Origin of the sequence: Alloiococcus sp. CFN-8 (assembly GCF_049943125.1) — a bacterium.
Taxonomy (GTDB): domain Bacteria; phylum Bacillota; class Clostridia; order Clostridiales; family Clostridiaceae; genus JAEXZL01.
The window spans coordinates 2,104,238-2,130,504 of the sequence record NZ_CP188040.1 but is presented as its reverse complement, the minus strand read 5'-3'; the positions used below and the strand labels follow the sequence as shown (position 1 = coordinate 2,130,504).

Below are 26,267 nucleotides of genomic sequence, written 5' to 3'. Positions count from 1 at the left end.
CTGTTAGCCTATACATATATATAAATCGATAAAATTATCCAAAAAAAACCTCACTGGTATAATATCATATTATTTTTAAATATTAAATAGAGCATTAGAAAACTCTAACGCTCTTTTGTCATCACATATTATTAATATCTACAAGCTCAGTATTATCCTCAGTAAATCCAGCAGCTATAGTAGCTGTCAATGCATAAGCTGTGTCTAAGGAGGTAAGACATGGTATTCCTTTTTGGAGAGCCAGCTTATGAAGCTTAACAAAGTCTTCTATTGACTGCTTTTCTCCCATATGGGTATAAATAACATAGTTTATTATTCCTGACTCTATTAATTCTATTAAACTACTATCCTCCCTTAGCTTTTTGATTCTTGTAACCTCCATGCCTAGTGACTCTATTTCCTCTGCGGTACCTTCAGTAGCATATATATCAAAGCCTAGATTTCCAAGCTTGTTAGCTAGGCTAGCTATCTCATATTTGTCCATCCTGCTGACGCTTATAAAAACCCTTCCCTTATTCCCTTCAATGGGCTTAATACCAGCTGCGACTAGGCCCTTAAATAAAGCCTCCTCTAAGGTTTTTCCAATACCCAGCACCTCTCCTGTTGATTTCATCATAGGTCCTAAGGAGGCGTTGGCATCAAGGAGCTTTTCAAAGGAAAACACAGGAACCTTTGCTGTTACATAAGGTATTCCTAAATAGAGTCCAGTGCCATAGCCCTGATCCACAATACTCTCTCCAACCATAACCCTGGTTGCCAGTTCTACCATGGGAACTCCCGTAACCTTACTTATATAAGGAACAGTTCTGGAGGCTCTAGGATTAACCTCAATAACAAAGAGCTCATCCTCATATATTAAATACTGTATGTTAATAAATCCCTTAGTACCCAAGGCAAGGGCCAGACTTTCTGAATACTGAACCACCTTATCTAAGATTGTATCATTAATATTTGGGGGTGGGTATATAGCTATGGAATCTCCGCTATGAACACCGGCTCTTTCTACGTGCTCCATTACTCCTGGAATTAATACGTGACTTCCGTCAGATATAACATCAACCTCAAGCTCAATCCCCTTAAGGTACTTATCAATAAGTATAGGATTATCTATCCCCTGGTCGAGTATTATATCCACATATTTAATCAGCTCATCCTTCTCATAGGCAATGGTCATATTCTGCCCCCCAATTACATAGGAAGGTCTAACCAAAACAGGATACCCTATATTTTCTGCTGCCTCCAACGCCTCCAATTTATCTACAACAGCTATACCTTTTGGTCTTTTAATATTACACTCCTCTAAAAGCTCATCAAAGCGCTGACGATCCTCTGCCTTATCTATGCCTTCAGCGGAGGTTCCTAAGATTTTTATTCCCTTCTCATGAAGGAACTTTGCCAGCTTAATAGCTGTCTGCCCTCCAAAGGCTACCACCACTCCTATAGGCTTTTCTACTTCTATAACATTCATTACATCCTCAGGAGTTAAGGGCTCAAAGTAAAGTCTATCAGCCGTATCAAAATCTGTGGACACTGTTTCTGGATTATTATTAATTATAATTACCTCGTAGCCTAATTCCTTTAAGGTCCATACACAGTGAACAGAGGAGTAATCAAATTCTATGCCCTGACCTATTCTAATAGGGCCAGAGCCCAATACGATTATCCTTGGCTTATGGCTTCTTTTAGTCTCTCTTGCTTCACAGTATTCATCATAGCTTGAGTAAAAATATGGTGTTTCAGCTTTAAATTCTCCTCCACAGGTATCCACCAGCTTAAAGGAGGAATATACTTTTGTATTTAACCCTTTACCTATAAGCTTCTCTATGGTCTCATCGGTATATCCAAGGTGCTTACCCTCAATATAATATTTCTCTGAGAATTCTTCTTTTGATATTTTCAGCTCATAGTCAGCTAAATTTTTCAGCTTATAAAGAAACCATTTATCTATTTTGGTTATTTCATTTATTTCCTCAGGAGTTATCCCTTCCTTGAGGGCATGGAAGACTGTAAAGAGTCTTATGTCATCAATATTCTTTAATCGGCTTAATATATCAGTGCCATCAGCGGTAGGACGATTTAATGTATCTATAGATAGCTCTGCACCTCTTACTGCTTTCATTATTGCCATTTCAAAGGATGGTGCCATGGCCATAACCTCTCCCGTAGCCTTCATCTGGGTAGAAAGCTCATGGCTTATATTGATAAACTTATCAAAGGGCCATTTGGGAAGCTTAACTACGATATAATCTAATGCTGGCTCAAAGCAGGCATAGGTGCTGCCTGTTACATCATTTAATATTTCATCTAAGGTATAGCCCAAGGCAATTTTAGTACTTACCTTTGCTATGGGATATCCCGTAGCCTTGCTAGCAAGGGCTGAGGACCTAGATACTCTTGGATTAACCTCGATAACCGCATACTGGAAGCTCTCTGGATCTAAGGCAAACTGACAGTTGCAGCCCCCTTCAATCCCAAGCTCTGTAATTATTCTTAAAGCAGAGCTTCGGAGCATTTGATACTCCTTATCGGAAAGGGTCACTGCAGGTGCTACAACAATGCTATCTCCCGTATGAACTCCTACGGGATCAAAGTTTTCCATGCTGCATACAGCAATTACATTTCCTACAGAATCCCTCATAACCTCAAATTCAATTTCCTTCCAGCCATAGATATACTTTTCTACGAGAATTTGATTAATAGGGGATAAATTAATGCCATTAGCTGCAATTATCCTAAGCTCTTCTAAGGTATTGCAGACTCCTCCTCCAGCACCTCCCAAGGTATAGGCTGGTCTAACTATAATAGGATAGCCTATTTCCTCTGCTATGATAGTGGCCTCTTCCAAGGTATTAGCTATTCCAGAAGGGATTACTGACTCCCCTATTTCTATCATAGTTTTCTTAAAGATTTCTCTATCCTCAGCTTTTTCTATGGCGGAATAATTTGTTCCTATTAGTGCTACATTATTTTCTTTTAAGAAGCCTTCTCTACTGAGCTCCATGGCCAGGGTTAGACCCGTTTGTCCCCCTAACCCTGCCAGGAGGCTATCAGGCTTTTCCTTTAGTATTATTCTTTTTATAGTAGCTAGGGTTAAAGGTTCTAGATATATTTCATCAGCTAGAGCCCTGTCAGTCATTATGGTAGCAGGATTAGAATTAGCCAGCACCACGTTAATACCTTCAGCCTTCAGCACTCTACAGGCCTGAGCACCAGCATAATCAAATTCAGCTGCTTGACCTATGACTATTGGGCCAGAGCCTATGACTAAAACCTTTTTTATATTTTTATTTAATGGCATGTTCCTCTCCTTCCATAAGCTTCATAAATTTATCGAATAGGAAGGTTGTATCCTGGGGACCTGAAGCAGCCTCTGGATGGAACTGCACTGAAAAAGCCTTAAGAGAAGGATAATCTATTCCCTCACAGCTTCCATCATTAGCATTTATAAAGCTCACCTTTCCAACATCTTCTGATATACTTTCCTTTACAACCTGATAGCCGTGATTTTGACTGGTTATAACTACTCTTCCTGTGCTTATATCCTTAACCGGTTGATTAACCCCTCTGTGTCCAAACTTTAGCTTGCTGGTTTTCCCTCCCATAGCCAGAGCCATAAGCTGATGACCAAGGCAAATACCGAAGATCGGGATCTTACCAAAAACCTGCTTCAAGCTTTCAATAGCTTGAACATTCTCCTCTGGGTTTCCTGGTCCATTAGAAAGCATTATACCTTGAGGGTTACCCTCCAGAATCTCCTCCGGTTTGCTGTTATGGGGTATTACATTAACAGAACAACCTCTTTTTAACAGCTCTCTAAGAATATTGTTTTTATAGCCATAATCAATAAGTGTCACCTTATATCTTTCTTCTGTAGCCTTATAATAGCTCTTTTTCTTTGTACTCACTGCCTCTACAGCTTTTTCTATTTTATAGCCTTTTATTTCATCTACTACTTTAGGACCTACTTCATAGGAGAGCTTTCCATTCATTACGCCGTATTCTCGTATATGCTTAGTAATCGCCCTGGTATCTACTCCACAGACACCAACTATATTATTTTTCTTTAAAAAGCTATCAAGAGGAGAATCGGTTCTGAAGTTTGAAGGATTGACACAGTTTTCTCTAATGACATAGCCACTTATATAGCTTCTATCACTTTCCTTATCCTCCTCAATCATTCCATAATTACCTATGAGCGGGAAGGTCTGCATTACAATCTGTCCATAATAGCTTGGATCTGTTAGTGTTTCAATATATCCATTCATTCCTGTAGTAAATACCATTTCTCCCAGGGCTTCCTTTTCTGCACCAAAGCTTTTACCCTTAAAAGTATGACCATCCTCCAATACAATGTATATGTCCTTCATAATGCCCTCCCATCTTGCCTTTTAAAATACCAACTTCCATTCCTTAACTAATTATTACCTAAGAGCTTCACTAAAACTGCCTTTTGAGCATGGAGCCTGTTTTCTGCTTCTTGAAATATTTCATCACTATGAGCTTCAAAGACCTCTTCCGTTATCTCCTCTTCTCTATGTGCAGGAAGACAATGAAGAACTATTGCATCCTTCTTTGCCAGCTTCATCACCCTTGCATTTACCTGGTATTTTGAAAAAATCCTTTTACGTTTCTCCCTCTCTTGTTCTTGTCCCATAGACATCCATACATCTGTATATACTACATCGGCATCCTTTATAGCCTCGGATACAGAGTCAGTACAGGTGAAGCTTCCATTTTCCCTTGCCCATTTCTGCAGAACCTCATCAGGCTCATAGCCTTTAGGGCAGGCTATTGCCACCTCCATACCTAGCTTTATTCCACCTACTATATAAGAATTAGCAACATTATTTCCGTCTCCTATGAAGCAAAGCTTCAAGCCCTTAAAGCTCTGCTTATATTCTCTTATGGTCATTAAATCAGCAAGAATCTGACAGGGATGTGCAGAATCCGTAAGACCATTGATTATGGGAATTGTCCCATAGTCCGCCAGGTCCTGAACCTCCTGTTGGTCAAAGGTTCTTATCATTATCCCATCTAAATAACGGGATAGCACCCTTGCGGTATCCTTAATAGGCTCGCCTCTTCCCATCTGTAGATCCTTTGAGCTTAAGAATAAAGCCTTCCCCCCTAATTGATACATTCCTACCTCGAAGGATACCCTAGTCCTGGTAGAGGATTTTTGAAATATCATGCCAAGGGTCTTACCTTCCAAATGATTATGCTTTATTCCATTTATATTTTCATATTTCAGCTTATCAGCTAAGTTTAATATTTCTACTATTTCATCTGATGTAAGGTCCTTTAGCTTTAATAAATGCTTCATACCTCTATCACTCCTTTTAAAATCTCTATTGCTTCCTGAAGTAGCTCCATGGAAATATTTAACGGTGGAAGCAGCCTAACCTTATTTTTTGCAGTAATAACCACAAGCCCTTCCTCTAAAGCCCTTTCTACTATTTCTTTCGCTGGCCTTACGGTTTCTATACCCAGCATAAGTCCCATACCGGTAACAGCTACAACTCCTGGGACGCTAGCTAATTCCTTTTTAATAAATTCTCCCTTTGAGACTACCTCATCGAGGAAAGTATCTGTAAGTCTATCTATAATAGATATGGCTCCCGCTGCAGAGACAGGATTTCCACCAAAGGTAGAGCCATGACTGCCAGAGCTTAAAACAGCTTCTGTCTTTTCACCAAAGAGAGTGGCTCCAAAGGGAAGCCCTCCTGCAAGACCCTTAGCCGTAGAAATAATATCAGGAGCTATATCATAATTCATATAGGAGTACAGCTCCCCTGTCCTTCCGTTTCCTGTCTGCACCTCATCTACAATCACTAAAATATCCTTTTCTTTTGCAAAGGAAGCAACTTCCTGGACAAAGTCCTTGGAAAGAACCCTTACTCCCCCTTCTCCTTGTATAAGCTCCATCATTACGGCACACGCCTTATGATCTTCCATAAGCTTTCGTATCCCCTGAATATCCTCAGGATCGCTATATATAAAGCCTTCAGTAAAGGGATAAAAATCCTTATGAAAAACCTCCTGTCCTGTAGCAGAAAGGGTAGTTATTGTCCTTCCATGAAAGCTGTCCTTTAAGGTTATAATGGTATTTCTACCTTCTCCATATTTATCATGAGAATACTTTCTTGCAGCCTTGATGGCACATTCATTAGCTTCTGCCCCTGAATTGGAGAAAAAGACCTTCTTCATCTGAGTTCTCTCACAGAGCTTCTTAGCTAAAATCGCCTGTGGCTCTGTATAATAAAGATTTGATATATGAGAAAGGGAGCTAAGCTGCTTAGTAACTGCCTCTAACCAAAGGGGATCTGCTGTTCCAAAGGTGTTTACAGCAATTCCAGCTGAGAGGTCAATATACCTCTTCCCCTTTTCATCATAGAGCTCTGATCCCTTTCCACTAGTAAATAGACGGTCAAATCTATTGTAGGTATTTGCTATATATTTTTTATCTAAAGCCTTTATCCCATTAAAATCCATTGCTACTTCCTCCAAAGATAATTTATACAAACATCGTCCCAATTCCCTCATTTGTTAATAGTTCCATCAATATAGAATGAGGAATTTTACCATCAATAATAAATACCTTCTTAACTCCCCGCCTTATTGCCTCTGCACAGCATTGTACCTTTGGAATCATGCCACCGGATATTACTCCCTCACCTATAAGTCTTTCAGCTTCACTTATGTTAATCTTTGATATCAAGGATTCTGGATTATTTATATCCTCAAGAAGACCCTTAACATCAGTCATAGCAACGAAGCTTTCAGCTTTAAGCTCTCCAGCAATCCATGCTGCAGCAGTATCTGCGTTTATATTGTATATATTTCCGTTCTTATCAAAGCCCACGGTAGATATTACCGGAATATAGTTCTTTTCTAAAAGATCTGTTATAAGGTTCGTCTTTATATTTATGATTTCACCCACGTAGCCTAGCTCCCTGTCCTTCATTCTAGCTTCTATCATTCCGCAGTCCACACCGCTTATACCTACAGAATTTCCTCCTGAATTTCCTATGAGATTCACCAGCTCTTTATTGACCTTTCCTGATAAAACCATCTGAACAATCTCTGCTGTTTCCCTATTTGTAACTCTGAGACCATTTTTAAACTCAGTTTTTATATTCATTTTTGTAAGAACCTCAGTGATTTCTGGTCCTCCTCCATGAACAACAATCACCTTAATTCCAATAAGGGAAAGGAGCACTATATCTCTCATCACAGACCTTTTAAGCTCTTCGTTGACCATGGCATTTCCGCCATATTTAATTACTACGATTTTATTATTATATTTTTTTATATAAGGCAGAGCATTAATAAGCACCTCTGCTCTTTGGCCATTGTTAAATTCCATCGATAAATCTCCTAATCAAGTTCTGTAATCCCCATTTATTTTTACATAATCATAGGTAAGGTCACAGCCCCAGGCTGTAGCTTCAGCTGTTCCACTGTTTAAGTCTATGTTTATGACTATTTCCTTCTCCGATAAAACCTTCTTTGCCTTCTCCTCAGAAAAGGCAACTCCCTTTCCATCATTACACACAGCTATGGAACCTTTAAAGGATGAAAAATCAACATCGATTTTGTTAACATCAACCATAGCTCCACTATAGCCGATGGCACAAAGAATCCTTCCCCAGTTGGCGTCCTGTCCAAACATAGCAGCCTTTACCAGGCTGGATCCAACCACTGCTTTTGCTACGGTCTTAGCAATGTGTTTATTATAAGCTCCCTTCACCCTACACTCTAAAAGCTTGCTTGCTCCTTCTCCATCGGCAGCAATCTCCTTTGATAAGGTAGTGGTTATGAAGCTTAAAGCCTTTTTAAAAATCTCGTAGTCTTCATTCTCACAAGCTATAAGCTTATTCTCTGCCGCTCCATTTGCAAGAACACAGAGCATGTCATTGGTAGAGGTATCTCCATCTACTGTAATCATATTGAAGCTGTCCTCTACATCCTCTGAAACAACCTTTTGCAGTAGCTCAGGAGTAATATAAACATCACTAGTAATGAAAACAAGCATCGTAGCCATGTTTGGATGTATCATTCCAGAGCCTTTAGCTATTCCTCCTATATGGCATTCCTTATCTCCTATAGTAAAAGCTACAGCTACCTCTTTTTCTTTGGTATCTGTAGTCATAATCGCCTTAGCAGCCTCCGAGCTTTTATTTCCAAGACTACCACACAGCTCTTTCATACCATTCTTTATTGGCTCTATATCTAAGGCTTTTCCTATAACTCCCGTGGAGGCTACAATTATATCCTCTGCCTCTATATCAAGAGCTTCTGCGGTCAAACTGCACATTTTCTCTGCAATTTCTATTCCATTTTCATTACAGGTGTTGGCATTTCCGCTGTTACAAATAATTGCTCTTCCAAAGCCATCACTGATATTTTTCTGTGTAACAGCTATCGGCGCACCCTTGACTAAATTTTGTGTGTATACCGCTGCTGCGGAGGCCATCCTTTCACTTACTATCAAGGCTAGATCCTTTTTTGATTTATTTTTTCTGATTCCACAGTGTATTCCAGAAGCCTTAAAGCCCTTGGAAGCACATACTCCCCCAGCTATTAGTTTCATATTGCTTAGTCCCCTTATTTCTATATTTGTTTTATATAATTTTTATATAATTAGTCCTACCTCAGGCCTTAATCCAAGACTTACATTCATGCATTCCATGGCAGCTCCAGAAGCCCCTTTTCCTAAATTATCTAATCTAGAAACAATGATCACTCTCTCTTCATTCCCATCCACTATAATTTCCATGGTATCCATACCACTTAGAGTGTTAGCAGCTATGAAGCCGTTATTCCCCATGGTTTCATCCTTGCTTAACACCTTGATTATTCTCTGCTCTCCATAATAGTCAGTGAAAAAGGCTCTTAGTTCCTCTACAGATAACTTTTTATGCAGGAGAGAGGTGAATAGTGGAATAGTTACAGTCATTCCGCTGTAAAAGTCTGCTACAATAGGTGTGAACAGTGGCTCCTTTTGCAGGCCTGGAATAAGCTTCATTTCCTTAAGGTGCTTATGGTCCTGTTTGATTCCATACTGTCTTGGGCTGTTTAGCTCGACTTCTCTTTCCTGTGAGGAATAAGCCTTGATCATGCTCTTACCTCCGCCGCTATAGCCTGTGACAGAAAAACAGGAAACGGGATAATCAGTTCCCATTATTCCTTCTTTAATAAGTGGATATACTATGGCGTTAAAGCCTGTAGCATGGCAGCCTGGCACAGCAATCCTCTTCCCCGTAGCAATGGCTTTTTTATGGTCCTTTGAAAGCTCTGGAAAACCGTAGTCCCATCCTTCCTTCGTCCTGTGAGCAGTAGAGGTATCTATGATTCTCACCTCTGGGTTTTCTATGAGCTCTATAGCTTCCATGGCTGCTGAGTCTGGCAGGCATAGAAAGGCAATGTCTGCTTCATTCAAAAGCTTCTTCCTTTCACTTATATCCTTTCTCAGAGCCGGGTCAATTGTTACAAGCTCTATATCCCTTCTATTCTCAAAACGCTGATATATTTTTAGCCCTGTAGTCCCTTCAGCTCCATCTATAAAAACCTTAGTCATCCTTAAGCTTCTCCTTGATATACTCAATCTGTTTTTTAACAGAGGCAGGAGCGCTCCCTCCTCTGGAAATTCTTTTATTTAAACAATTTTCCATTGCTATAGCCTTATAAACATCCTCCTGAAATAATTCACTAAAGCTTCTGTAATTATCTAGTGAAAGCTCTTCTAATATAAGCTGATTTTCTAGACAATAAGAAACAATTTCTCCTACTATCATGTATGCCTTTCTGAAGGGCAGTCCTTTATTAACTAAATAATCAGCACAATCTGTGGCGTTGATGAAGCCCTTAGCCGCTGCCTCTCTCATATTATCCTTTAACACCTTCATTGTTCTAACCATAAGTGTAGAAGCCTTTAAGCACTGCTTTAAGGTATCAATGCTATCAAAGATGGCCTCCTTATCCTCCTGCATATCCTTGTTATAGGCCAGGGGAAGACCCTTTAGCATTGTAAATAGAGTTATTAAATCACCATATACCCTACCAGTTTTACCTCTTACCAGCTCTGCTACATCAGGATTTTTCTTTTGAGGCATGATGCTGGAGCCTGTAGAGCAGGAATCATCCAGCTCAATAAACCTGTACTCCCAGGAGCACCACAGGATAATTTCCTCTGAAAATCTTGATAAGTGCATCATTGTTATGGCTGCATTAGAGGCAAGCTCCAGGACAAAATCCCTATCGGAAACTCCATCAATACTGTTTTCACTGATACCCTTAAAGCCCAGGACCTTTGTGGTGGCTTCTCTATTAATATTAAAGGTCGTACCTGCTAAGGCACAGCTACCTAAGGGATTAACGAGCAGCCTCTTCTCTGCATCCTCAAATCTCTCCTTATCTCTAAGGAGCATCATTCCATAAGCCATTAAATGATGACCAAAGGTTATGGGTTGAGCTCTTTGAAGGTGGGTATAGCCTGGCATTATGGTAGAAGTGTTTTTTTCAGCCACCTCTACTATAGACTCTAAAAAATCCTTAATAAGTAGAAGAATTTCATCTGTCTCTTTTTTTAGATACAGTCTTAAATCTAGTGCTACCTGATCATTTCTGCTCCTGGCTGTATGGAGTCTCTTTCCCGCATCCCCTATTCTTTTGGTAAGCTCACCTTCTACAAAGCTGTGAATATCCTCGTAGTCATCACTTATTACAAGCTCTCCTGATTCTATATCCTTCTTTATTCCCTCTAAGCCCTCAATTATTAGTTCCTTGTCCTGAAAGGATATTATTTCTTCCTCTGCCAGCATTGTTACATGAGCTACGGAACCAAAAATATCTTCACTGTACATCCTCTTGTCAAAGGCTATTGAAGCATTGAACTCATTTATCTCCTCTTGAAGAGGCTTTTTAAACCTTCCCTTCCAAAGCTTTTCCATGATCATCTCTCCTATTTAATACATTACCAACAGGAATTTTTATCATTTACTAAAGCCTGTACCTTAACTGGCAGAGAGAATAGATTGATGAAGCCCTCAGAATCCTTCTGATTGTATACATTATCCTCTCTAAAGGTCACAATTTCTTCGCTATATAAGGAATACTTCGACTTTGCTCCTGCACTGATAACATTTCCTTTATAAAGCTTTAAGGTTACCTCTCCTGTAACCTTCTCCTGGGTTTTATCCACGAAGGCTGATAAGGCTTCCCTTAAAGGTGTATACCATTGTCCAAAGTATACGAGCTCAGCAAATTTATTAGCTACTAGCTCCTTATAATGCTGTGTATTTCTATCTAAGCATAGGCTTTCTAATATTTCATGAGCCTTATACAGTATGGTTCCTCCTGGTGTTTCATAAACTCCCCTGGACTTCATTCCTACAAGGCGATTTTCAACTATATCAATTATCCCTATTCCATTTTCTCCACCAAGCTTGTTGAGAGCTTCTATAATTTCAATAGGAGATAACTTCTTATCATCAATAGCTACTGGATTTCCTTTTTCAAAGGTGATCTTTACATAGGTAGCCTTATCTGGAGCCTGCTCCGGTGATACACTCATTTCTAAAAAACCTTCTTTATTTATAGGAGCTTCATTTTCTGGGTTCTCCAAATCCAGTCCTTCATGAGATAAGTGCCATAGATTCTTATCCTTAGAGTAGTTAGTTTCCCTGCTAATCTTTAAGGGTATGTTATGAGCTTCAGCATAATCAATTGCTTCTTCACGGGACTTTATGTTCCATATTCTCCAGGGAGCAATAATTTTCATATCTGGTGCAAAGGCCTTAATAGAGGTTTCAAAGCGAACTTGATCATTTCCCTTTCCAGTGCAGCCATGACAGATAGCGTCGGCCCCTTCTTTTTTTGCAATCTCAACTAATCTCTTTGCAATTATAGGACGAGCAAAGGCAGTTCCTAAGAGATATTCTTTTTCGTACTTAGCCCCTGCCTTAATAGTTGGATAGATGTATTCTGTAATAAATTCTTCCTTAAGATCTTCAATATACAGCTTTGAAGCTCCAGTTTTTATTGCCTTTTCCTCTAAGCCCTCCAGCTCAGTTCCTTGTCCTACATCTCCTGATACTGCTATCACTTCACAATCATTATAGTTTTCCTTAAGCCACGAAATTATTATTGATGTATCTAGACCTCCGGAATAAGCTAAAACTACCTTTTTTATATCCATACAAACACCTTCTATTTCTTGGAATTTTATACTTATTATACACCCATTATTCATAAAATCAAGTATATTTATGCAAATTTTATATTTTTTATAATTTATACCGTATATTTATGCATTATCACTTTTATAAGCGTATAAAAACACAAATTTTAAATTCCATAGCTATAATTAGAATATAGGTTATTTCTTTATTAAGACTATGTATTTTCCCAAAGCAAAAAAGACATCTATTGTGCTTTATACATCAATAAATGTCCTTTAATAATCCTTCATATATTTAAATTTTAATCTCTTCTTAAATAATCAATAACCATCATCCATGTAATTGACCTTTGGTATGTTGACCTTTTCGTAGGTAGTTGGCGGATAAAAAACTCTTCTTGTAAAATTTGATTGTCCATAGGAGGCTTCGTAGCTTTTAAAACCTTCTATTTCATTACCCACTCTAAGCTCTGCTATCTTAGTCACTCCTACATATATCTGAGAAATCTCATACCAGGTAGCATAGTCTGTTCTGCCTGTCTCCGGAAGGTTGAATACCTGCTGAAATACCCTTACAGCTTCCTCTGTACTAGGTCCATATTCCCCATCCACAGGAACCTTAGGTATCAGAGGATAATTATCTGATATTCTATTGAGATAGGTCTGTAAAGATCTCACTGAGGTTCCAGTATCTCCTATGGATAGAGTTCTACCTGGATAAGATTCAGGTACTCCCTCTACCTCAGGAGCTCTAACAAGATCAATATTAGTACCATAAAAATTAGTCAGTATCTCATAAGGAGTTCTTCCCTGATCCGCAAGATTTTTGCTTCCCCATTGGGTTAACCAGCCTGGGCAGGATACTCGCACTCCATCACAGTATTGAGCAAATAAAGGCTGCTTTGTCCCCTGTCTTTTTATATAGGTAGAGAATATTTCATCTACAATTCTATCTATATTATCATAGATATTTCTCCCGGGACTAAAGGCCTGGTCAAAGGCAGTAGAATTAGTTATGGTAAAATTCTTTCCACGGCTTCTATACCATTCGGTGTAAACTCTATTTAGAGTAAAGGAAATTATACAGTATAAATTAGCTCTTATGGCGCTTTCCGGCCAGGTGGAAAAAATTTCACAGCAAGCTACATTTTTTATATAGTCCTTGTATCCAACGGTATAATTTTGTGCACTGTTATCATCAGGTACTCCTGTATGAACTATAATAAACTCCGGCACCACAACATTTTCTAGGACAACTGTGCTTTTTGCTGGAGGAAGAGGCTTCTCTTCAGCTTCAGGAATTTTAGGAGGGAATATTCCAACGAGAGTATTTGCCTGTATATTTACAACTATATCCTGTCGATATTTTTTCTCTGATTCCTCTACTAACCTATGCTTTGGTATATTTATCTGTACCCTGTCTATTCCTCTTGCCGCAGCTACCTCATTAGAGACCATATTAACATTTTGTAGAGCTGTGAGGCTTGGGAATATTTGTACTCCATTGATAGTTGTAGGTATAAAGCCTTCAGCCTCTACTCGGATATTGGCAAAGCTATAAGGTACAGGCTGATTTGGTGCTTGGGAATATTCAATTGGCGGTGCAGTAAGATCTATAGTTTCCGTCTGCCCTTGCTCATTGGTGGTAATTACTACAGTAGCTTCAGTTTCCTCTTGATTATTCTGACCTAAGGGAGTTATAGTAACTCTGCTGTTGGGTAGAGGCACGGAGCTATCATTTTGAAAAACTACTACTCTTAATTGGCCTAATGCCATATCTGACTCCTCATAATAATGATTCATTACAGTATATGTCTTTTTATAGCATTAGGTTACCGGGTTTTCTCACATATAAATTACCCAAGGTATATTCCTCTTCTCCTTCACTAAGACGTTCAAAGAAGCTTTCAAAAGAAGAGACTCTATAAGTATTTCTCAAAGCCTCAAAGGTATTTCTGAGATTCAAAAAACCATAGCCAAGCTGCCTGCTGGGATAAACCTCTCCTCGCTCTCTCACAGCACCTGCTATGAGATAAGTCTTTATTGTCTCACTATAAAATGAAGCATCCTCTCTTTCTAATAGCCCCCACTGAAGAAGAAGTGCTATTGCCCCTGCTGTAACGGCTCCAGCTACACTGCTTCCTGTTCTAGTAGTAGTTCCTCCTCCGGGAGAAATAACCACCGCGTCTACTCCTCCTGCTACTATATCTGGTTTTATAGCCCCAGTTCTTGTAAAGCCTCTTCCAGAATTGGCATCTGCAGTATTATTATTTTGATTATAGAATCCTACAGTAACGGCGCCGGAAGCAACACTGGGAGAGGTAATCGTGATATTTTGGCTAGGACTTAAAAATCTTGTTCCTTCCTTAAGGAGCTCTCTACTAGGTAGCCATGCATTGTAAGTACCATTGTATATAGCCTCACCTATTAGAGTAAACTTCCATATTCCTTCTACCACATTGTTAAGAACAACTATAATACTTCCATCTCCTGTATTAGGATCTGGAATATTATAAAATACTATCGCTTCTGTTCTTTCAAAGAGAAAGGTGGACCTCTGATCAATTCTCGGCCTTATAGGAATCCTCTCTATTACTTCTCCTGAAGGAGAGGTAATGCTTATGGATATTCTATCGGGCCTTTGAAACCAAATATCAAACATAATATTATTTTGTCCTTCCCCAACCTGAAGCTCAATCACTTCTGAAGCGCCAGTTTCTCGAAGCCTTCCTTCTGTATGAGTATCGGACAGCCCTTGATTTCCCGCTGGAATAGTAATAACAATCCCTGGAAAACCTGAATTATAAGTGATGTACTGCTCGATTAGCAAATTACCATCATGAGGACCAAGATTTGTTGATAGCGGCAGCAGCAAACTAGTAGGTAAATTTTCGTCTCTGGCTAGAGAAAATACATACTTTAATGCAAGCATAATATCAGCATCGGTGTATATAGGAAACTGGAATTGTCCTTTAATATTTCCATACTGGGCTAGCTTAGATTCACTGAGCTTCACAATAATAAATCTACCATCAGGTGCTGCTCCAGTAAGGAGAGGATCCTGACCTTTAGCTCCCATTATTCCCGCCATATTCGTACCATGTCCATTAGTATCTCTTGTTGAAACTACAGAATAAGGGTCTCCACCTTCTCTACTAATTCTTAAGGCCTCATTGATTTGCTCCTCTGTATACTCACTTCCTATAATAAAATCCCTAGGAGGAGTTCCTGTCTGATCTGTCATATCCCAAATTCTCAAAATTTTAGTGCTGCCATCCTCAAATTGAAATTCTCTGTTCAAATAATCTATTCCAGTATCTATTATCGCCAAGTAAATTCCTCTTCCTGTAAGATTAATAAAGGTATTAGTATGGAAGAAGGGTATCTCTGCAGCATCTACAGGACTTTCTGCATTAAGGACATACAGTCTTCCTGGATCAATAAAGACTATCGACTTTATCTTATCCTCTGCTTCTGGCCACCTTCCTGATAATATCGATACTACAGCATATTTTTCATTAATTATAATAGCTGTTCCTAGTCCTGATGCATAAAGCTCTCCAGCAATATCCCCATCATACTGAGCAATATGGTTACGATAATCAGGACTCAAATAATTTTCCCTGGTCCTTATTATACTCTGTATCTCCTCTTCTGTGAGCGCTCCACCTGCTGGCAGGCTCACAGGAGGAACGACAGGTGCAGGCGTAGATGTTCCCAAGCCCTGAGGAGCTGCTTGTGTCTGTGAAGGCTGACCTGCAGGAGTTTGCTGTGGTTGAGGTTGAGGTGCTTGTGGCTGAACTTGCTGTCCCTGAGGTTGAATCTGTTGACTTTGGTTCTGCTGTACCTGAGGTTGCTGAACTTGAGGCTGGGTCTGTTGCCCTTGAGATTGAGGCTGCTGTCCCTGGGTTTGAGTCTGAGACTGTGGCAGCTGTTCAGATCTAAAATATCTCCTCACTCCACCGGATGGAAGGAGCTGTGTAAGAAGCTCTAAGGCATCCCCAGCACATACTCTTCCATAACCCCAAGTAGGATTGGGATATTCCTCCTCTAACCTTCTTCTTGTGGCGGTTTTTATAAGATAATATTTCAGCCTATCTCCATAAAGGAAAGGATCATTGCCCTTTACTAGTCCCCATTCCATAAACAGTGCTGCTATTCCCGAAACCTGAGGAGCTGCCATGCTGGTTCCAGTCTTAGGCCCAAAGCTTCCTCTAGGAAGGGTGGTGAGTATATCCTCCCCTGGAGCTACTAGGTCAGGCTTCATAAAGCCTCTCCCATAAATCCCCCTTCCTGAAAAGGGAGAAATTGAAAGGCTTTGATAATTATAGCTTCCTACAGATATTACATTTTGGACTGTTGCCGGAATTCCTAAGGTATTATATATATCCGGATTCAAAAATCTAGTAGCTGCCCTCAGGCTCTCTGAAACAGGCATCCATATATCATATCTACCAGAATACTGTGAGATATTTCTCAGTGTTAAATTCCACTGACCGGAGGCTATGGCATTTCCTGAGGCAGGTACTATAGTAATGGTTGTTTCTCCTTCAACATTAAAGGGCTTAGGTCCAGTGTTATATATTAATATAATATCCTGACCTAAAGAGTTTTGTCTGAAGCCCTCAGTAAGTGGTATTTCTCCAGTGGTAGCTCCTGATGGATCTCTTAGCTCAAGGACCATATCTGATAAAACTGGTGCATATAGCTGCATAACCAGACCCTTTTCACCTTCTGCTACTGTAAACTCTATGCTCTGATCCTCTGAATTTTCTCCTCCTACATGGTGACCAGCATTTCCTTCATTTCCTGCAGCAATTACTATGGTTACCCTTTCATTACTGCTGATGGTATTTATATATTGCTCCAATATACTGGAGCCATTATGAGCACCATCGTTGGTACTCCAGCTAATATTTATGGTAAGAGGTAGCTGAAGCTCCCTTGCCCTGTCTACTAAAAGCTTTATCCCTCTCATTAGCTGAGTACTTAAGGAAAAATTAATCCCCTCTACGGCAGTAATTTTCACCATGGCAATAAAGCTATTATAGGCAGCTCCATAATAGTTTCTATCTATATTACCCCCAGCACAGGCAATGCCAGCTACCTGGGTACCATGTCCTGTTGAATCAGTAAAATTTACTATAGAATAAGGGGCTTGGCTATTTAATGCTCTATTTATTTCCTCTCGATTATAGCCTACCTGCTCTATGAGATCATAAAGATATACAATACGAGTTGTACCATCCTCATTCTTAAAAGCATTAATGGTATAGTCTATTCCCGTATCAATAAAGCCAATGAGAACTCCTGCTCCTGAAAGATTTCCTTGCTCCCAGGCCTGAGGTACACAAGAGGCTCTTAAGCTATCTATGGAAGAATTACTTATTAGCTTAGGCAGCTCTAAGTACTGTATATCAGTAATTGTGGATAATTCCCGAAGCTTATCCACAGGTATAGTAATTATCCCAAAGCCGTAGCCTAGATTTTCAAAGACTCCACCCAGGTTATCCACAGCTTGTCTAACATTATCCACATTTTCCCCAAAAAGTACCTCTACCTGAATTTCATCGGTAAAAAACTGAGATAAGCTGGACAATTCCTTTACGGCATTAAAAAGATTTGGGGGAACATTTGTTAATAGGTTAAATAAACCACTTCCCTCCATTAAAACCCTCCGATAATTATTAAGTACTTAGATACATTATATTCAGAAATAACCCTTTTGTTCAAAAATAATAAGGGCTGCTCACGGCTAAAATTTCTTTAGCTGTAAGGCAACCCTTAAGGTATTATTATTAAGTTTATAGCTTTATTTCAAGCTTAATAAGTCTTGCTATAGGTTTAATTTCCTTTATTCCCATGGTTTCTGTTTTTACACTGCCACCATTACTTAAAAGGAGTACCTTTGTGTTATCTAGCTTTTTAACCTGGCGTACAACTCTTTTATTATTGTAATCAAGAAGATATATAGAGCTTCCCTCCAGCTCCTTTACTCCATAGCAGAGAGCTAAGTCTCCCTTAGCTATTCTGTAACCTATCATATCATCCTCTTCAATTTCTATATAAAAGACCTTATCGGCACTATGGCCTTCAATTTTATTAGATTCCACTGGCAGCTTTTTACTGCTCTTTGGACTCTCAAAGGAATAATCGTAAACAGGAACATTTTTAAGTACAGAGCCAAAGGCTTGATTCCAAATCTCCTCAGATGCCCCTTTTGACTTATCATTCTTAAGAGTTCTGCTCTCTGGAAGATTGGGTGTTTTAAGCTTATTTTCTTCCCTTAAATCCTCATCGGTGGCTACCATGCTAACATCATTTAAATCCACAGATAGAACCTTTGAAAGCCTGCTTATCATTCCTTCATTAATAATCTTTCTTCCCAGCTCCACATCCTGAATGTAGCTTTCAGCAACTCCAAGCTTCTTAGCAAGCTGTTTCTGGCTCATATTTCTACTTGTTCTTGCTGCCTTTACCTTTTCTCCTACTCTACTCACGAGTCAACTAACCTTCCTCTCCTCTAGTTAAAGGGATTTATTATTTCTTAAGCTTTGCCTTCTCTTCAGCTTCCTTATCCTTAAACCATTGTCTTTCTTCCATAAGATGCTCTAGTAGATAATCAAAGGTCCATTCTATGGAAGTAGGGGTAACTACAGCCATGATTCCTTCTCTCCCTATAATTGCCCTTACGAATTTAATCCCGATATTTAAATCTTCATCGGAAAAATTATTAAACAGCACTACCTTTTCTTGTGGAAGCACCTTATCATGAATTTCAAATTTTAGTCCTTCAATTATCTGACCTATTTTCATTGAAGTCATCTCACTGGTTATTTCTTTTATAGTCAGGTTAGTTCCTTTAAGATGATTAAGCTCTTCAGAGGATAATCCATAAACCAGCAGCATCTTATTATTTTCCAAAAGTATTCACTCCTCTATATCTAAAAATACTATCTATTTAGTTTTTCTGGCTCACCGTATTCTACACCAAAGGTATCAGCTACCACTTCAACCATTACCTGAGGCTCATGAGGCATATCATTTCTTCCTCTAGACACACCAACTATTCTGTCCACAGCCTCCATACCTTCAACCACCTTACCAAAGGAAGCATACTGTCCATCTAAATGTGGAGCAGGAGCAACCATTATGAAGAATTGGCTTCCAGCAGAATTAGGATTCATAGCTCTAGCCATGGAAAGCACTCCTCTATCATGCTTAAGGGAATTATCAAAGCCGTTTCCCTTAAATTCTCCCTTTATTGAATAGCCTGGGCCACCCATACCGGTTCCATCAGGATCTCCTCCCTGAATCATAAAGCCTGGAATTACCCTATGAAAGGTTAGGCCATTATAGAAGCCTTTATTTACAAGGCTTAAAAAATTCTTAACGGTATTTTCTGCAATCTCAGGATAAAGCTCTATCTTAATCTTTTCTCCCTGATCTGTGGTGATAGTTACTAATGGATTCATATTAAAAACCTCCTCTTTGAAGATATGCTCTTCAAATTTTTATATATTGATTTTTTCCTAAGGTTAATGTAATCATACAGCTACAGAAACATTATACAAAACTTATATAGTATTTTACCATAACTTGTAGGGAAATAAAATAAAGTCATGGCTATATCGCAACCATGACTTCAAGGACTCTTGCCCCCAATTTTCCTATTCACTATTATCAGACCTCTCCTATATATCTTATCCCTTCTATACCATTGCAATAACAGGATAGAAATTTTGATTAATTAGCAAAGGAGGTTCCCAGAACTACCCTATTATAATCATTTCTATTTGATAAATTTTTAACATTAATATTCGAAAAAATAAACTCTCTTCCTAACTTGTATATCAAATCACTAAATAAACAGCAGAAAAATGTTGATGGCACCTTATCTATATCATCAAAATCTAGGGTTATCTTCTCATTTATATTGCCTTTTATCCATTCTCTAAGAAGTATAGCATCTTCAATCCCAAAGCCTTCCCCTAAAAACTCCTTAACCTTAACATTTAACATCCTTTTTCCCTCCTAGTTTTCTCTCTTTTTACTTTTAACTTCCTTCTGATTCTAATGTACCATGGAGCAGTAACTTTGTCAATAGTTTAACAAAGTTTTTATAAAGTTTTCTATATATTACTTTATATTCCTGCAGGGGACGAAAAAATAGGGATAAGCTCTATCCCTATTTCTGATTTCCTTTATGGTGTTTTTTATACAAATAAGTTATGGAGCTTATAAAAAGCTCCTACATGGTTTTTCTAAGCACCAGAGATTACCTATTAGTCATACCAAGGAGCTTATAGCTTAAGGCTATTATCTCTTCATTTTCCGAAGAATTGTATATAATAACATTACCCTTGTTTCCTTCTAAATTCCTTAATTCCTTTTCTTCAAGCTTTCTCTTAAGCTCTCTAACGGTTCCTTCACTTCCATCAATTATTTGTACTTCTTTTCCCACCAGCTCTGATATTGTCTCTCTTACAAATGGATAGTGAGTACAACCTAAAACTATAGAAGAAATACGTTCACCTAGATAAGGGGCTAATTTTCCATTCAAAAACCCTCTTACCTCTTCCCCCTCTGTCTTTCCGTTTTCCACATATTCTACAAGTCCAGGGCATGGCAGTGGTATTATTCTGTTTAAACAGCCTTCCTGCTCAGCGAGGCTCTTCATCAGAGCATTGAATTTCTTTTCCTTTAAAGTAACATTTGTAGCCATTATTATAATTTTACCACTATCACAGCTCTTCACTGCTGGCTTTAGAGCAGGCTCTATACCTATTATAGGGAGATGAGCGTATTTTTCCCTAAGCTCATTAATTGCAGCACTAGTAGCAGTGTTGCATGCCACAACCACTGCCTTAACCCCCTTCTGAAGTAAAAATTCTACTGCCTTAAAGGTCAGCTCTCTTACCTCTTCCGTGGGTCTACCTCCGTAAGGTGCATTTTTTGAGTCTCCAAAATATATATAATTTTCTTCAGGCATGAGCTCTATAGCCTTCTTCAATACGCTTAGGCCACCCACACCAGAATCGAAGAATCCAATGGGACTTTCTTTTGAAAATTTCATAAGAATCACTCCATACTAGCAAAAGTTCCTGTATCTATAAATATTTTATCCCTTTTTCTATTATATTACCATATAATAATTAATATCTAGAATTATGTATAAGTAGATAATTGATGTCTTTGTTATTTATATTCTTAATTTCTTATATTTATATTACAATTTTGTTAAAAACAAATCAGCTGCAACGGTTTTCAAAAAATAGCAAGCACCTAGAAAACACGAATATTTTTTTAAATTATCATTTTTTTCATACGATTATTGACTTGTCCCGGAAGCTAATATACAATTTTTATATGATTTAACCGCTTTATTTTATTAAATTCATCAATTTAATATAATAAAGAAAGGAAGTGACAAGGCTTATAGTTTCCCACAAAATTATATGCCGCGATTATGTATAAAGATTTAATTTACACAATTCCAAAGTCAAACCATGAAGAAGAAACCTTAAGGAAATTACTCCAGGCTCATCCTGAGATTAAATTTGTTTCTCTAGTTGGAGTAGACCTTGCAGGAAATGATACAGATGAAAAGATACCTATAAAAGTATTTCTTGAGGATATTAACAGCTTTCTTCACGGAATAGCAGCCCAGACCGATGGCTCCTCTGTGTGGCTACCAGGAATTGCTGACTTAAATAATGCTAAAACTGATATGGTTGTAGATTTAAATTGTAATTGGTTTGTAGATTATAACTATGACCTTATTGATGATGCAACTAATAAGCCTGTAGGGACCCTTAGGATTCCCTGCTTCTTAAAGCATGAAAATAAGTCTGTTGATTCAAGACATATCCTTAAGGCTTCCATTGAAACCTTTAAAAGCAATCTACTTGACCTTCTGAAAAAACATCCACATTTTCTTGAAAACTATAAGATTACTCTAGATGACATAGAAGATATCAAAGCAACTGCTGCTACAGAGCTAGAATTCTGGGTTAAAACTCCTAACGACCTTTCTGAAACGGAAGAGCTTTCCACCTCACAGGTACTGAAGGAGCAGTATTGGGCACGTACAAAAGGTGATGTTAGAACAGCCTTAGAGGAATGCATGCTCATGCTGGAATACTACGGCTTCAATCCTGAAATGGGTCATAAAGAGGTTGGTGGTGTTCAAGGGAAGCTGGATGAAACGGGACGTTTCAATCATATCATGGAGCAGCTAGAGATAGATTGGAAATTCGATGAAGCAATTCAAGCTGCAGATAACGAACTATTTATAAGGACTATTGTAAAGGAAACCTTCAGAAGACATGGTCTAGAAGTAAGCTTTATGGCAAAGCCAATTGAAGGAGTTGCAGGAAATGGAGAGCATACTCACATGGGTATGGCGTTGAAGCTAAAAAACGGTAAGCTTATTAACCTATTTACTGCAACTAAGGATCATTTTCTCAGTACCATAGGCTATGGTGCTATAATGGGACTTCTTAAGAACTATGAGATAGTTAATCCTTTTGTATCTGCAACCAATGATTCCTTAAGACGATTAAAGCCCGGCTATGAAGCTCCAGTATGTATTGTTACATCTCTAGGTCACAGTACTGCAATTCCTTCAAGGAATAGAACTGTGCTCGCTGGACTTATTAGAGATGAAAATAATCCATTAGCAACAAGATTTGAGCTTAGAGCTCCTAATCCTCATACCAATACCTATCTAGCTTTGTCCGCTGGTTACCTAGCCATGCTTGACGGTGTAATTTATGCTTTAAGCAGTGGCAAGGATGAGGATGAATTATTAAAGGAATTATCAAAGAAGCCTGGTGAAGCTGGGGATTATTTAGATACAGACAGAGCCTATAGATCAGAAGAGGATGTATTTGAGGATTACACCGAGGAAGAAAGAAATAGCTTCTTTGGGAAGGCTCCTTCGACAGTTTATGAGAATCTTTCCTCCTTCAAAAAATATCCTGAAAAGCTGGAGGCTCTTAAGAGAAGCTCAGCCTTCACGGATCGCGCCATTGAATCCTATGCCATAACCGTTCAATCTCGCTGGCTAACTGAAATAGAGCATAAAATAATGAATAGCTATATGGGAGAGGTTCGCTCCTACAAAGCTCTTCATACCCTTGAAAAATCTTTAGATTTAGATATATCCAACTGGATGGCTATTAATGAGCTTAGGCATTATCTAATGAAGGATACCTATACCAGCAAGAGCTTATTTACAAAAATAAGAGAGGCAACAGCTGCTGAAGATTATGAAAAGGTGTCTGCTCTACAAATAGAACTGGACTATAAGATGGATGTTCTTAGAAAAATCTATGATTCCTACAAGAAAAATCTTTTAGATATATAATATACCTGAGCCCGCCCTATAGAGTTCAATCCCAAAGGGCGGGCTTTTTATTTTCTCCATTAAATCTACTTAAGACTATAATTTTTTTGTGAAAATGGCGAAAGACAGTTGCTATATTAGTGGTGGAAGGAGCTTGCTATTTTTTCAGTGAGTGGAGTTTATTATATGTGTGTTGAACGGAGTTTGTTTAAGGTGTGTTGAACGGAGTTTGTTTAAGGTGCATATAATATAAAAAAACTCGAGGTGATTAAGAATGGACATTAAGGATTCCATAAATGATATTGGAAGGGCATTAAAGGATACAGGGAGAAAAACTATAAAAAAATCTTCAATTCTTATAGATTCTTCAAGAATTAATATATTAATATCTTCAAAAAAAAATAAAATAGACGATATATATAAAGAACTAGGAAGAAGCTATTATAAAAAGTATAAAAGGAATCTTTCTAAAAACAGCCCTTTTAAAAAATATTTTACTGATATAGAAACCTTAAAAAAGGAAATAAAGGAGCTAGAACAGGAATTGTTATCTGTAAAGGATGAAAAGCAGTGTCCTCACTGTGGTAGATTCATTGATAAAGGAAGTAACTTCTGTAATAAATGCGGCAAAAGTTTATAATAATTTTCTTGAGGTGGTATTATGAGACTGGTTCCCTTAGAAAGTATAAGAGACGGATGTCTTTTAGCTAAAAATATATACGATTCACAGAACAGAATACTTCTAAAAGAAGGAGCGGTATTAAACTCTCTAACCATAAATAAACTGAGAGAGTATAATATTTTTACCCTATGGGTACAGGATGAGTATAGTGATTCAGAAATCGTAACCATTATTAAACCCCAATTAAGAGAAAAGTCCATTAAGGTATTAAAGGATACCTTTAAAAACATCGATAAATTTCAAAGCTTATGGGATGGACAAAGCTTCTTTTCCCCTACCCAATCATCACTATGCAAGGATGCCTACCTTACCTCTGTATACAAGCTATCTGATGAGCTTTTAGACAATATAATAAATAATAAAAATGTTATGGTCAGCCTTGTTGATATAAAATCTATGGACGATTGCACCTATAATCATAGTATCAATGTAGCACTCTTATCTCTTGTTATAGGCTTAGGAATTCAGCTTCCACTACGGGATCTGAAGGATTTATGTGTTGGCGCACTAATTCATGATATTGGTAAGGTCTTAATTCACAGGGATATCATAACCAAGGAAGGTTCTCTAACCTCTGATGAGTATACCTACGTAAAAAAACACACTACCAAAGGCTTTGACTATTTAAGAAATGTGCCAAGTATAAGCACTAGTGTTAGATTAATAGCTCTACAGCATCATGAAAGAGTCGATGGACTAGGCTATCCCGGTGGACTTACAAGAGATGAAATCCACCCCCTGGCAAAGATTGTGGCAGTTGCTGATGTATATGATGCTTTAACCTCCCACAGGCCTTATAGAAAAGCTCTCCTTCCCAATGAGGCCATGGAATACATAATGGCACACTCCGGAACTATTTTTGATCATAATATCGTTACGGTATTTTCAAGAGTAGTAGTGCCATACCCTAGCGGTACTATAGTAAGACTTAGTAATGGAGACATAGGAATTGTTTTAGATACTCCCTTTTATTACCCTTTAAGACCGGATATAAGGATAATAGAAAGTAAAGAGGAAAATAAAATAGGAAAGCTCGTCAGTCTTTTGAAGGAGCTCTCCATAGTTATCTCAGATATCATATATGCAATATAAGGAGCTTCTCAATGAAGGCTAATAGCCCTTGGGGACTCCTTCTTCAACGTCATCAATTATGTCTAGCCTAAAGCAATAGAATTCTTGCTTAGAATTTCATAAGAATAGAAGCTATTGGTAGCAAAAGGATTATATTTTATAATTTCTTCTGCTTCTACTAGATCTCTTGCTTGAAAAATCATTGTGCCTCCATTTTTATTGAGGCTGCCTGCACAGGCGAGATATTTATTATAAATAGAATTCTTTATATCATTAACCCTTTTATCTTGAGCCTTACCCTGGGCCCTTCCTTCGGATTTATAATTTATTTTCACAAAAATACCACTGGACTTTTTCATCTACGGTACCTCCCTTAATAGTTAGAAGCGTTTATATAAGTATATTACGTAGTAAATCCAATTATGCCAAATAATTATATCGAACACTTGTTTGTCTATGTATATATAATAGCGAACACATGTTTCTTTGTCAATATAATTTTTATAATTTAAAAAAAGAACTTATGACATAAGTCATAAGTCATGTGCCTGTCACCTGAAAAAAAGAGCCTTAAAAGGCTCTTTTTAGTTTGTTGTCATTTTTTTGCATTCAGCAGCACATTCTCTGCAGGTTTTGGAACATATCTGGCAGTGCTCATCCTGGAACATACCACAATGGTCAGCACAGCCTTCGCACACCTCAGCACAGAATTTACATATTTCATAAGTCAAGTGACTGTTACGTGACATCACCTTAACAGCAAGGCTGCAGACCTCAGCACAATCCTGGAGACTCTTTATGCAGTGTATTCTATCCTTCACATTCTCTTCATTGAGGCACATGGTGAAGCATTCCTCACATATTTGGACACATTTAGAGCAGGAATCTATACAGCTCTGATTAGGATTTCCTTCCTTCATCATCGAATTAGTCATCTTATCTCCTCCTGTATAATTTATTAACTTAGTTATATTATTTATATA

General features: G+C 38.2%; 21 protein-coding genes. 3 read left to right on the top strand and 18 right to left on the bottom strand.

The window, feature by feature from the left end; all coding sequences use genetic code 11:
* Window positions 1-121 precede the first annotated feature (121 nt).
* From carB to murI, 16 genes are all read right to left on the bottom strand, one after another.
* Window positions 122-3,298 carry a carbamoyl-phosphate synthase large subunit gene (gene carB / locus ACPWSR_RS09765; protein ID WP_426348050.1) on the bottom strand — a complete coding sequence of 1,059 codons (3,177 nt, stop codon included), beginning with the start codon at window positions 3,296-3,298 and terminating at the stop codon, window positions 122-124.
* The gene (locus ACPWSR_RS09760; RefSeq protein WP_426348049.1) at window positions 3,285-4,367 is read right to left on the bottom strand and encodes a carbamoyl phosphate synthase small subunit; all 1,083 of its coding nucleotides are present in this window, start codon (window positions 4,365-4,367) and stop codon (window positions 3,285-3,287) included. Before ACPWSR_RS09760 ends, carB begins: the two co-directional genes overlap by 14 nt.
* A gap of 47 nt (window positions 4,368-4,414) precedes the next feature.
* Window positions 4,415-5,323: an ornithine carbamoyltransferase gene (argF, locus tag ACPWSR_RS09755; RefSeq protein ID WP_426348048.1), complete on the bottom strand. Its 909-nt coding sequence runs from the start codon at window positions 5,321-5,323 to the stop codon at window positions 4,415-4,417.
* Window positions 5,320-6,492: an aspartate aminotransferase family protein gene (locus ACPWSR_RS09750; RefSeq protein ID WP_426348047.1), complete on the bottom strand. Its 1,173-nt coding sequence runs from the start codon at window positions 6,490-6,492 to the stop codon at window positions 5,320-5,322. The genes argF and ACPWSR_RS09750 overlap by 4 nt, the downstream gene beginning before the upstream one ends.
* A 22-nt stretch (window positions 6,493-6,514) precedes the next feature.
* Window positions 6,515-7,366: an acetylglutamate kinase gene (gene argB, locus ACPWSR_RS09745; RefSeq protein WP_426348046.1), complete on the bottom strand. Its 852-nt coding sequence runs from the start codon at window positions 7,364-7,366 to the stop codon at window positions 6,515-6,517.
* A gap of 15 nt (window positions 7,367-7,381) precedes the next feature.
* The gene (gene argJ, locus ACPWSR_RS09740) at window positions 7,382-8,593 is read right to left on the bottom strand and encodes a bifunctional glutamate N-acetyltransferase/amino-acid acetyltransferase ArgJ (protein WP_426348045.1); all 1,212 of its coding nucleotides are present in this window, start codon (window positions 8,591-8,593) and stop codon (window positions 7,382-7,384) included.
* 42 nt (window positions 8,594-8,635) lie between these two features.
* A complete protein-coding gene (argC, locus tag ACPWSR_RS09735; RefSeq protein ID WP_426348044.1) occupies window positions 8,636-9,580 on the bottom strand; it encodes an N-acetyl-gamma-glutamyl-phosphate reductase in 945 nt (314 codons plus the stop codon).
* The gene (argH, locus tag ACPWSR_RS09730) at window positions 9,573-10,952 is read right to left on the bottom strand and encodes an argininosuccinate lyase (protein ID WP_426348043.1); all 1,380 of its coding nucleotides are present in this window, start codon (window positions 10,950-10,952) and stop codon (window positions 9,573-9,575) included. Before argH ends, argC begins: the two co-directional genes overlap by 8 nt.
* Before the next feature lie 23 nt (window positions 10,953-10,975).
* Complete coding sequence (locus tag ACPWSR_RS09725) at window positions 10,976-12,199, bottom strand: argininosuccinate synthase (protein WP_426348042.1); 1,224 nt, start codon at window positions 12,197-12,199, stop codon at window positions 10,976-10,978.
* 303 nt (window positions 12,200-12,502) lie between these two features.
* Window positions 12,503-13,957, bottom strand: coding sequence for a peptidoglycan-binding protein (locus tag ACPWSR_RS09720; RefSeq protein ID WP_426348041.1), 1,455 nt, complete (start codon window positions 13,955-13,957; stop codon window positions 12,503-12,505).
* Window positions 13,958-14,000: 43 nt separating this feature from the next.
* Window positions 14,001-17,849 (bottom strand): S8 family serine peptidase, encoded by a 3,849-nt coding sequence (locus tag ACPWSR_RS09715; RefSeq protein WP_426348040.1) that lies wholly within the window; start codon window positions 17,847-17,849, stop codon window positions 14,001-14,003.
* Window positions 17,850-17,985: 136 nt separating this feature from the next.
* Entirely contained in the window at window positions 17,986-18,681 is a 696-nt protein-coding gene (locus ACPWSR_RS09710; protein WP_426348039.1) for a helix-turn-helix domain-containing protein, read from the bottom strand.
* Between the two features lie 40 nt (window positions 18,682-18,721).
* On the bottom strand, window positions 18,722-19,105 hold the full coding sequence (locus ACPWSR_RS09705) for a DUF3783 domain-containing protein (protein WP_426348038.1): 384 nt from the start codon (window positions 19,103-19,105) through the stop codon (window positions 18,722-18,724).
* Between the two features lie 29 nt (window positions 19,106-19,134).
* Window positions 19,135-19,656 carry a peptidylprolyl isomerase gene (locus ACPWSR_RS09700; protein ID WP_426348037.1) on the bottom strand — a complete coding sequence of 174 codons (522 nt, stop codon included), beginning with the start codon at window positions 19,654-19,656 and terminating at the stop codon, window positions 19,135-19,137.
* 271 nt (window positions 19,657-19,927) lie between these two features.
* The gene (locus ACPWSR_RS09695) at window positions 19,928-20,203 is read right to left on the bottom strand and encodes an STAS-like domain-containing protein (protein WP_426348036.1); all 276 of its coding nucleotides are present in this window, start codon (window positions 20,201-20,203) and stop codon (window positions 19,928-19,930) included.
* Between the two features lie 256 nt (window positions 20,204-20,459).
* A complete protein-coding gene (gene murI, locus ACPWSR_RS09690) occupies window positions 20,460-21,257 on the bottom strand; it encodes a glutamate racemase (protein ID WP_426348035.1) in 798 nt (265 codons plus the stop codon).
* A gap of 393 nt (window positions 21,258-21,650) precedes the next feature.
* Here murI and ACPWSR_RS09685 point away from each other — a divergent pair, with 393 nt between their 5' ends.
* The 3 genes from ACPWSR_RS09685 to ACPWSR_RS09675 all read left to right on the top strand — a co-directional run bounded on the left by ACPWSR_RS09685 (window position 21,651) and on the right by ACPWSR_RS09675 (window position 25,305).
* On the top strand, window positions 21,651-23,552 hold the full coding sequence (locus ACPWSR_RS09685) for a hypothetical protein (RefSeq protein ID WP_426348034.1): 1,902 nt from the start codon (window positions 21,651-21,653) through the stop codon (window positions 23,550-23,552).
* Between the two features lie 253 nt (window positions 23,553-23,805).
* Window positions 23,806-24,171, top strand: coding sequence for a zinc ribbon domain-containing protein (locus tag ACPWSR_RS09680; protein WP_426348033.1), 366 nt, complete (start codon window positions 23,806-23,808; stop codon window positions 24,169-24,171).
* 21 nt (window positions 24,172-24,192) lie between these two features.
* A complete protein-coding gene (locus tag ACPWSR_RS09675; protein WP_426348032.1) occupies window positions 24,193-25,305 on the top strand; it encodes an HD-GYP domain-containing protein in 1,113 nt (370 codons plus the stop codon).
* Window positions 25,306-25,367: 62 nt separating this feature from the next.
* Here ACPWSR_RS09675 and ACPWSR_RS09670 read toward each other — a convergent pair whose 3' ends face one another.
* Together ACPWSR_RS09670 and ACPWSR_RS09665 are read right to left on the bottom strand one after the other, a co-directional pair.
* Window positions 25,368-25,643 carry a hypothetical protein gene (locus ACPWSR_RS09670; protein ID WP_426348031.1) on the bottom strand — a complete coding sequence of 92 codons (276 nt, stop codon included), beginning with the start codon at window positions 25,641-25,643 and terminating at the stop codon, window positions 25,368-25,370.
* A gap of 225 nt (window positions 25,644-25,868) precedes the next feature.
* On the bottom strand, window positions 25,869-26,219 hold the full coding sequence (locus tag ACPWSR_RS09665) for a four-helix bundle copper-binding protein (protein WP_426348030.1): 351 nt from the start codon (window positions 26,217-26,219) through the stop codon (window positions 25,869-25,871).
* Window positions 26,220-26,267 lie beyond the last annotated feature (48 nt).

Bases quoted from the DNA above. Each gene is read 5' to 3' on its own strand.
- argF (WP_426348048.1), bottom strand. From the start codon at position 5,323: ATGAAGCATTTATTAAAGCTAAAGGACCTTACATCAGATGAAATAGTA.
- argJ (WP_426348045.1), bottom strand. From the start codon at position 8,593: ATGAAACTAATAGCTGGGGGAGTATGTGCTTCCAAGGGCTTTAAGGCT.
- ACPWSR_RS09675 (WP_426348032.1), top strand. From the start codon at position 24,193: ATGAGACTGGTTCCCTTAGAAAGTATAAGAGACGGATGTCTTTTAGCT.
- argC (WP_426348044.1), bottom strand. From the start codon at position 9,580: ATGACTAAGGTTTTTATAGATGGAGCTGAAGGGACTACAGGGCTAAAA.
- argH (WP_426348043.1), bottom strand. From the start codon at position 10,952: ATGGAAAAGCTTTGGAAGGGAAGGTTTAAAAAGCCTCTTCAAGAGGAG.
- ACPWSR_RS09760 (WP_426348049.1), bottom strand. From the start codon at position 4,367: ATGAAGGACATATACATTGTATTGGAGGATGGTCATACTTTTAAGGGT.
- ACPWSR_RS09685 (WP_426348034.1), top strand. From the start codon at position 21,651: ATGTATAAAGATTTAATTTACACAATTCCAAAGTCAAACCATGAAGAA.
- murI (WP_426348035.1), bottom strand. From the start codon at position 21,257: ATGAAATTTTCAAAAGAAAGTCCCATTGGATTCTTCGATTCTGGTGTG.
- ACPWSR_RS09750 (WP_426348047.1), bottom strand. From the start codon at position 6,492: ATGGATTTTAATGGGATAAAGGCTTTAGATAAAAAATATATAGCAAAT.
- ACPWSR_RS09700 (WP_426348037.1), bottom strand. From the start codon at position 19,656: ATGAATCCATTAGTAACTATCACCACAGATCAGGGAGAAAAGATTAAG.
- ACPWSR_RS09715 (WP_426348040.1), bottom strand. From the start codon at position 17,849: ATGGAGGGAAGTGGTTTATTTAACCTATTAACAAATGTTCCCCCAAAT.
- ACPWSR_RS09725 (WP_426348042.1), bottom strand. From the start codon at position 12,199: ATGGATATAAAAAAGGTAGTTTTAGCTTATTCCGGAGGTCTAGATACA.
- carB (WP_426348050.1), bottom strand. From the start codon at position 3,298: ATGCCATTAAATAAAAATATAAAAAAGGTTTTAGTCATAGGCTCTGGC.
- ACPWSR_RS09665 (WP_426348030.1), bottom strand. From the start codon at position 26,219: ATGACTAATTCGATGATGAAGGAAGGAAATCCTAATCAGAGCTGTATA.
- ACPWSR_RS09695 (WP_426348036.1), bottom strand. From the start codon at position 20,203: ATGTTAAATGTTAAGGTTAAGGAGTTTTTAGGGGAAGGCTTTGGGATT.
- ACPWSR_RS09720 (WP_426348041.1), bottom strand. From the start codon at position 13,957: ATGGCATTAGGCCAATTAAGAGTAGTAGTTTTTCAAAATGATAGCTCC.
- argB (WP_426348046.1), bottom strand. From the start codon at position 7,366: ATGGAATTTAACAATGGCCAAAGAGCAGAGGTGCTTATTAATGCTCTG.
- ACPWSR_RS09670 (WP_426348031.1), bottom strand. From the start codon at position 25,643: ATGAAAAAGTCCAGTGGTATTTTTGTGAAAATAAATTATAAATCCGAA.
- ACPWSR_RS09680 (WP_426348033.1), top strand. From the start codon at position 23,806: ATGGACATTAAGGATTCCATAAATGATATTGGAAGGGCATTAAAGGAT.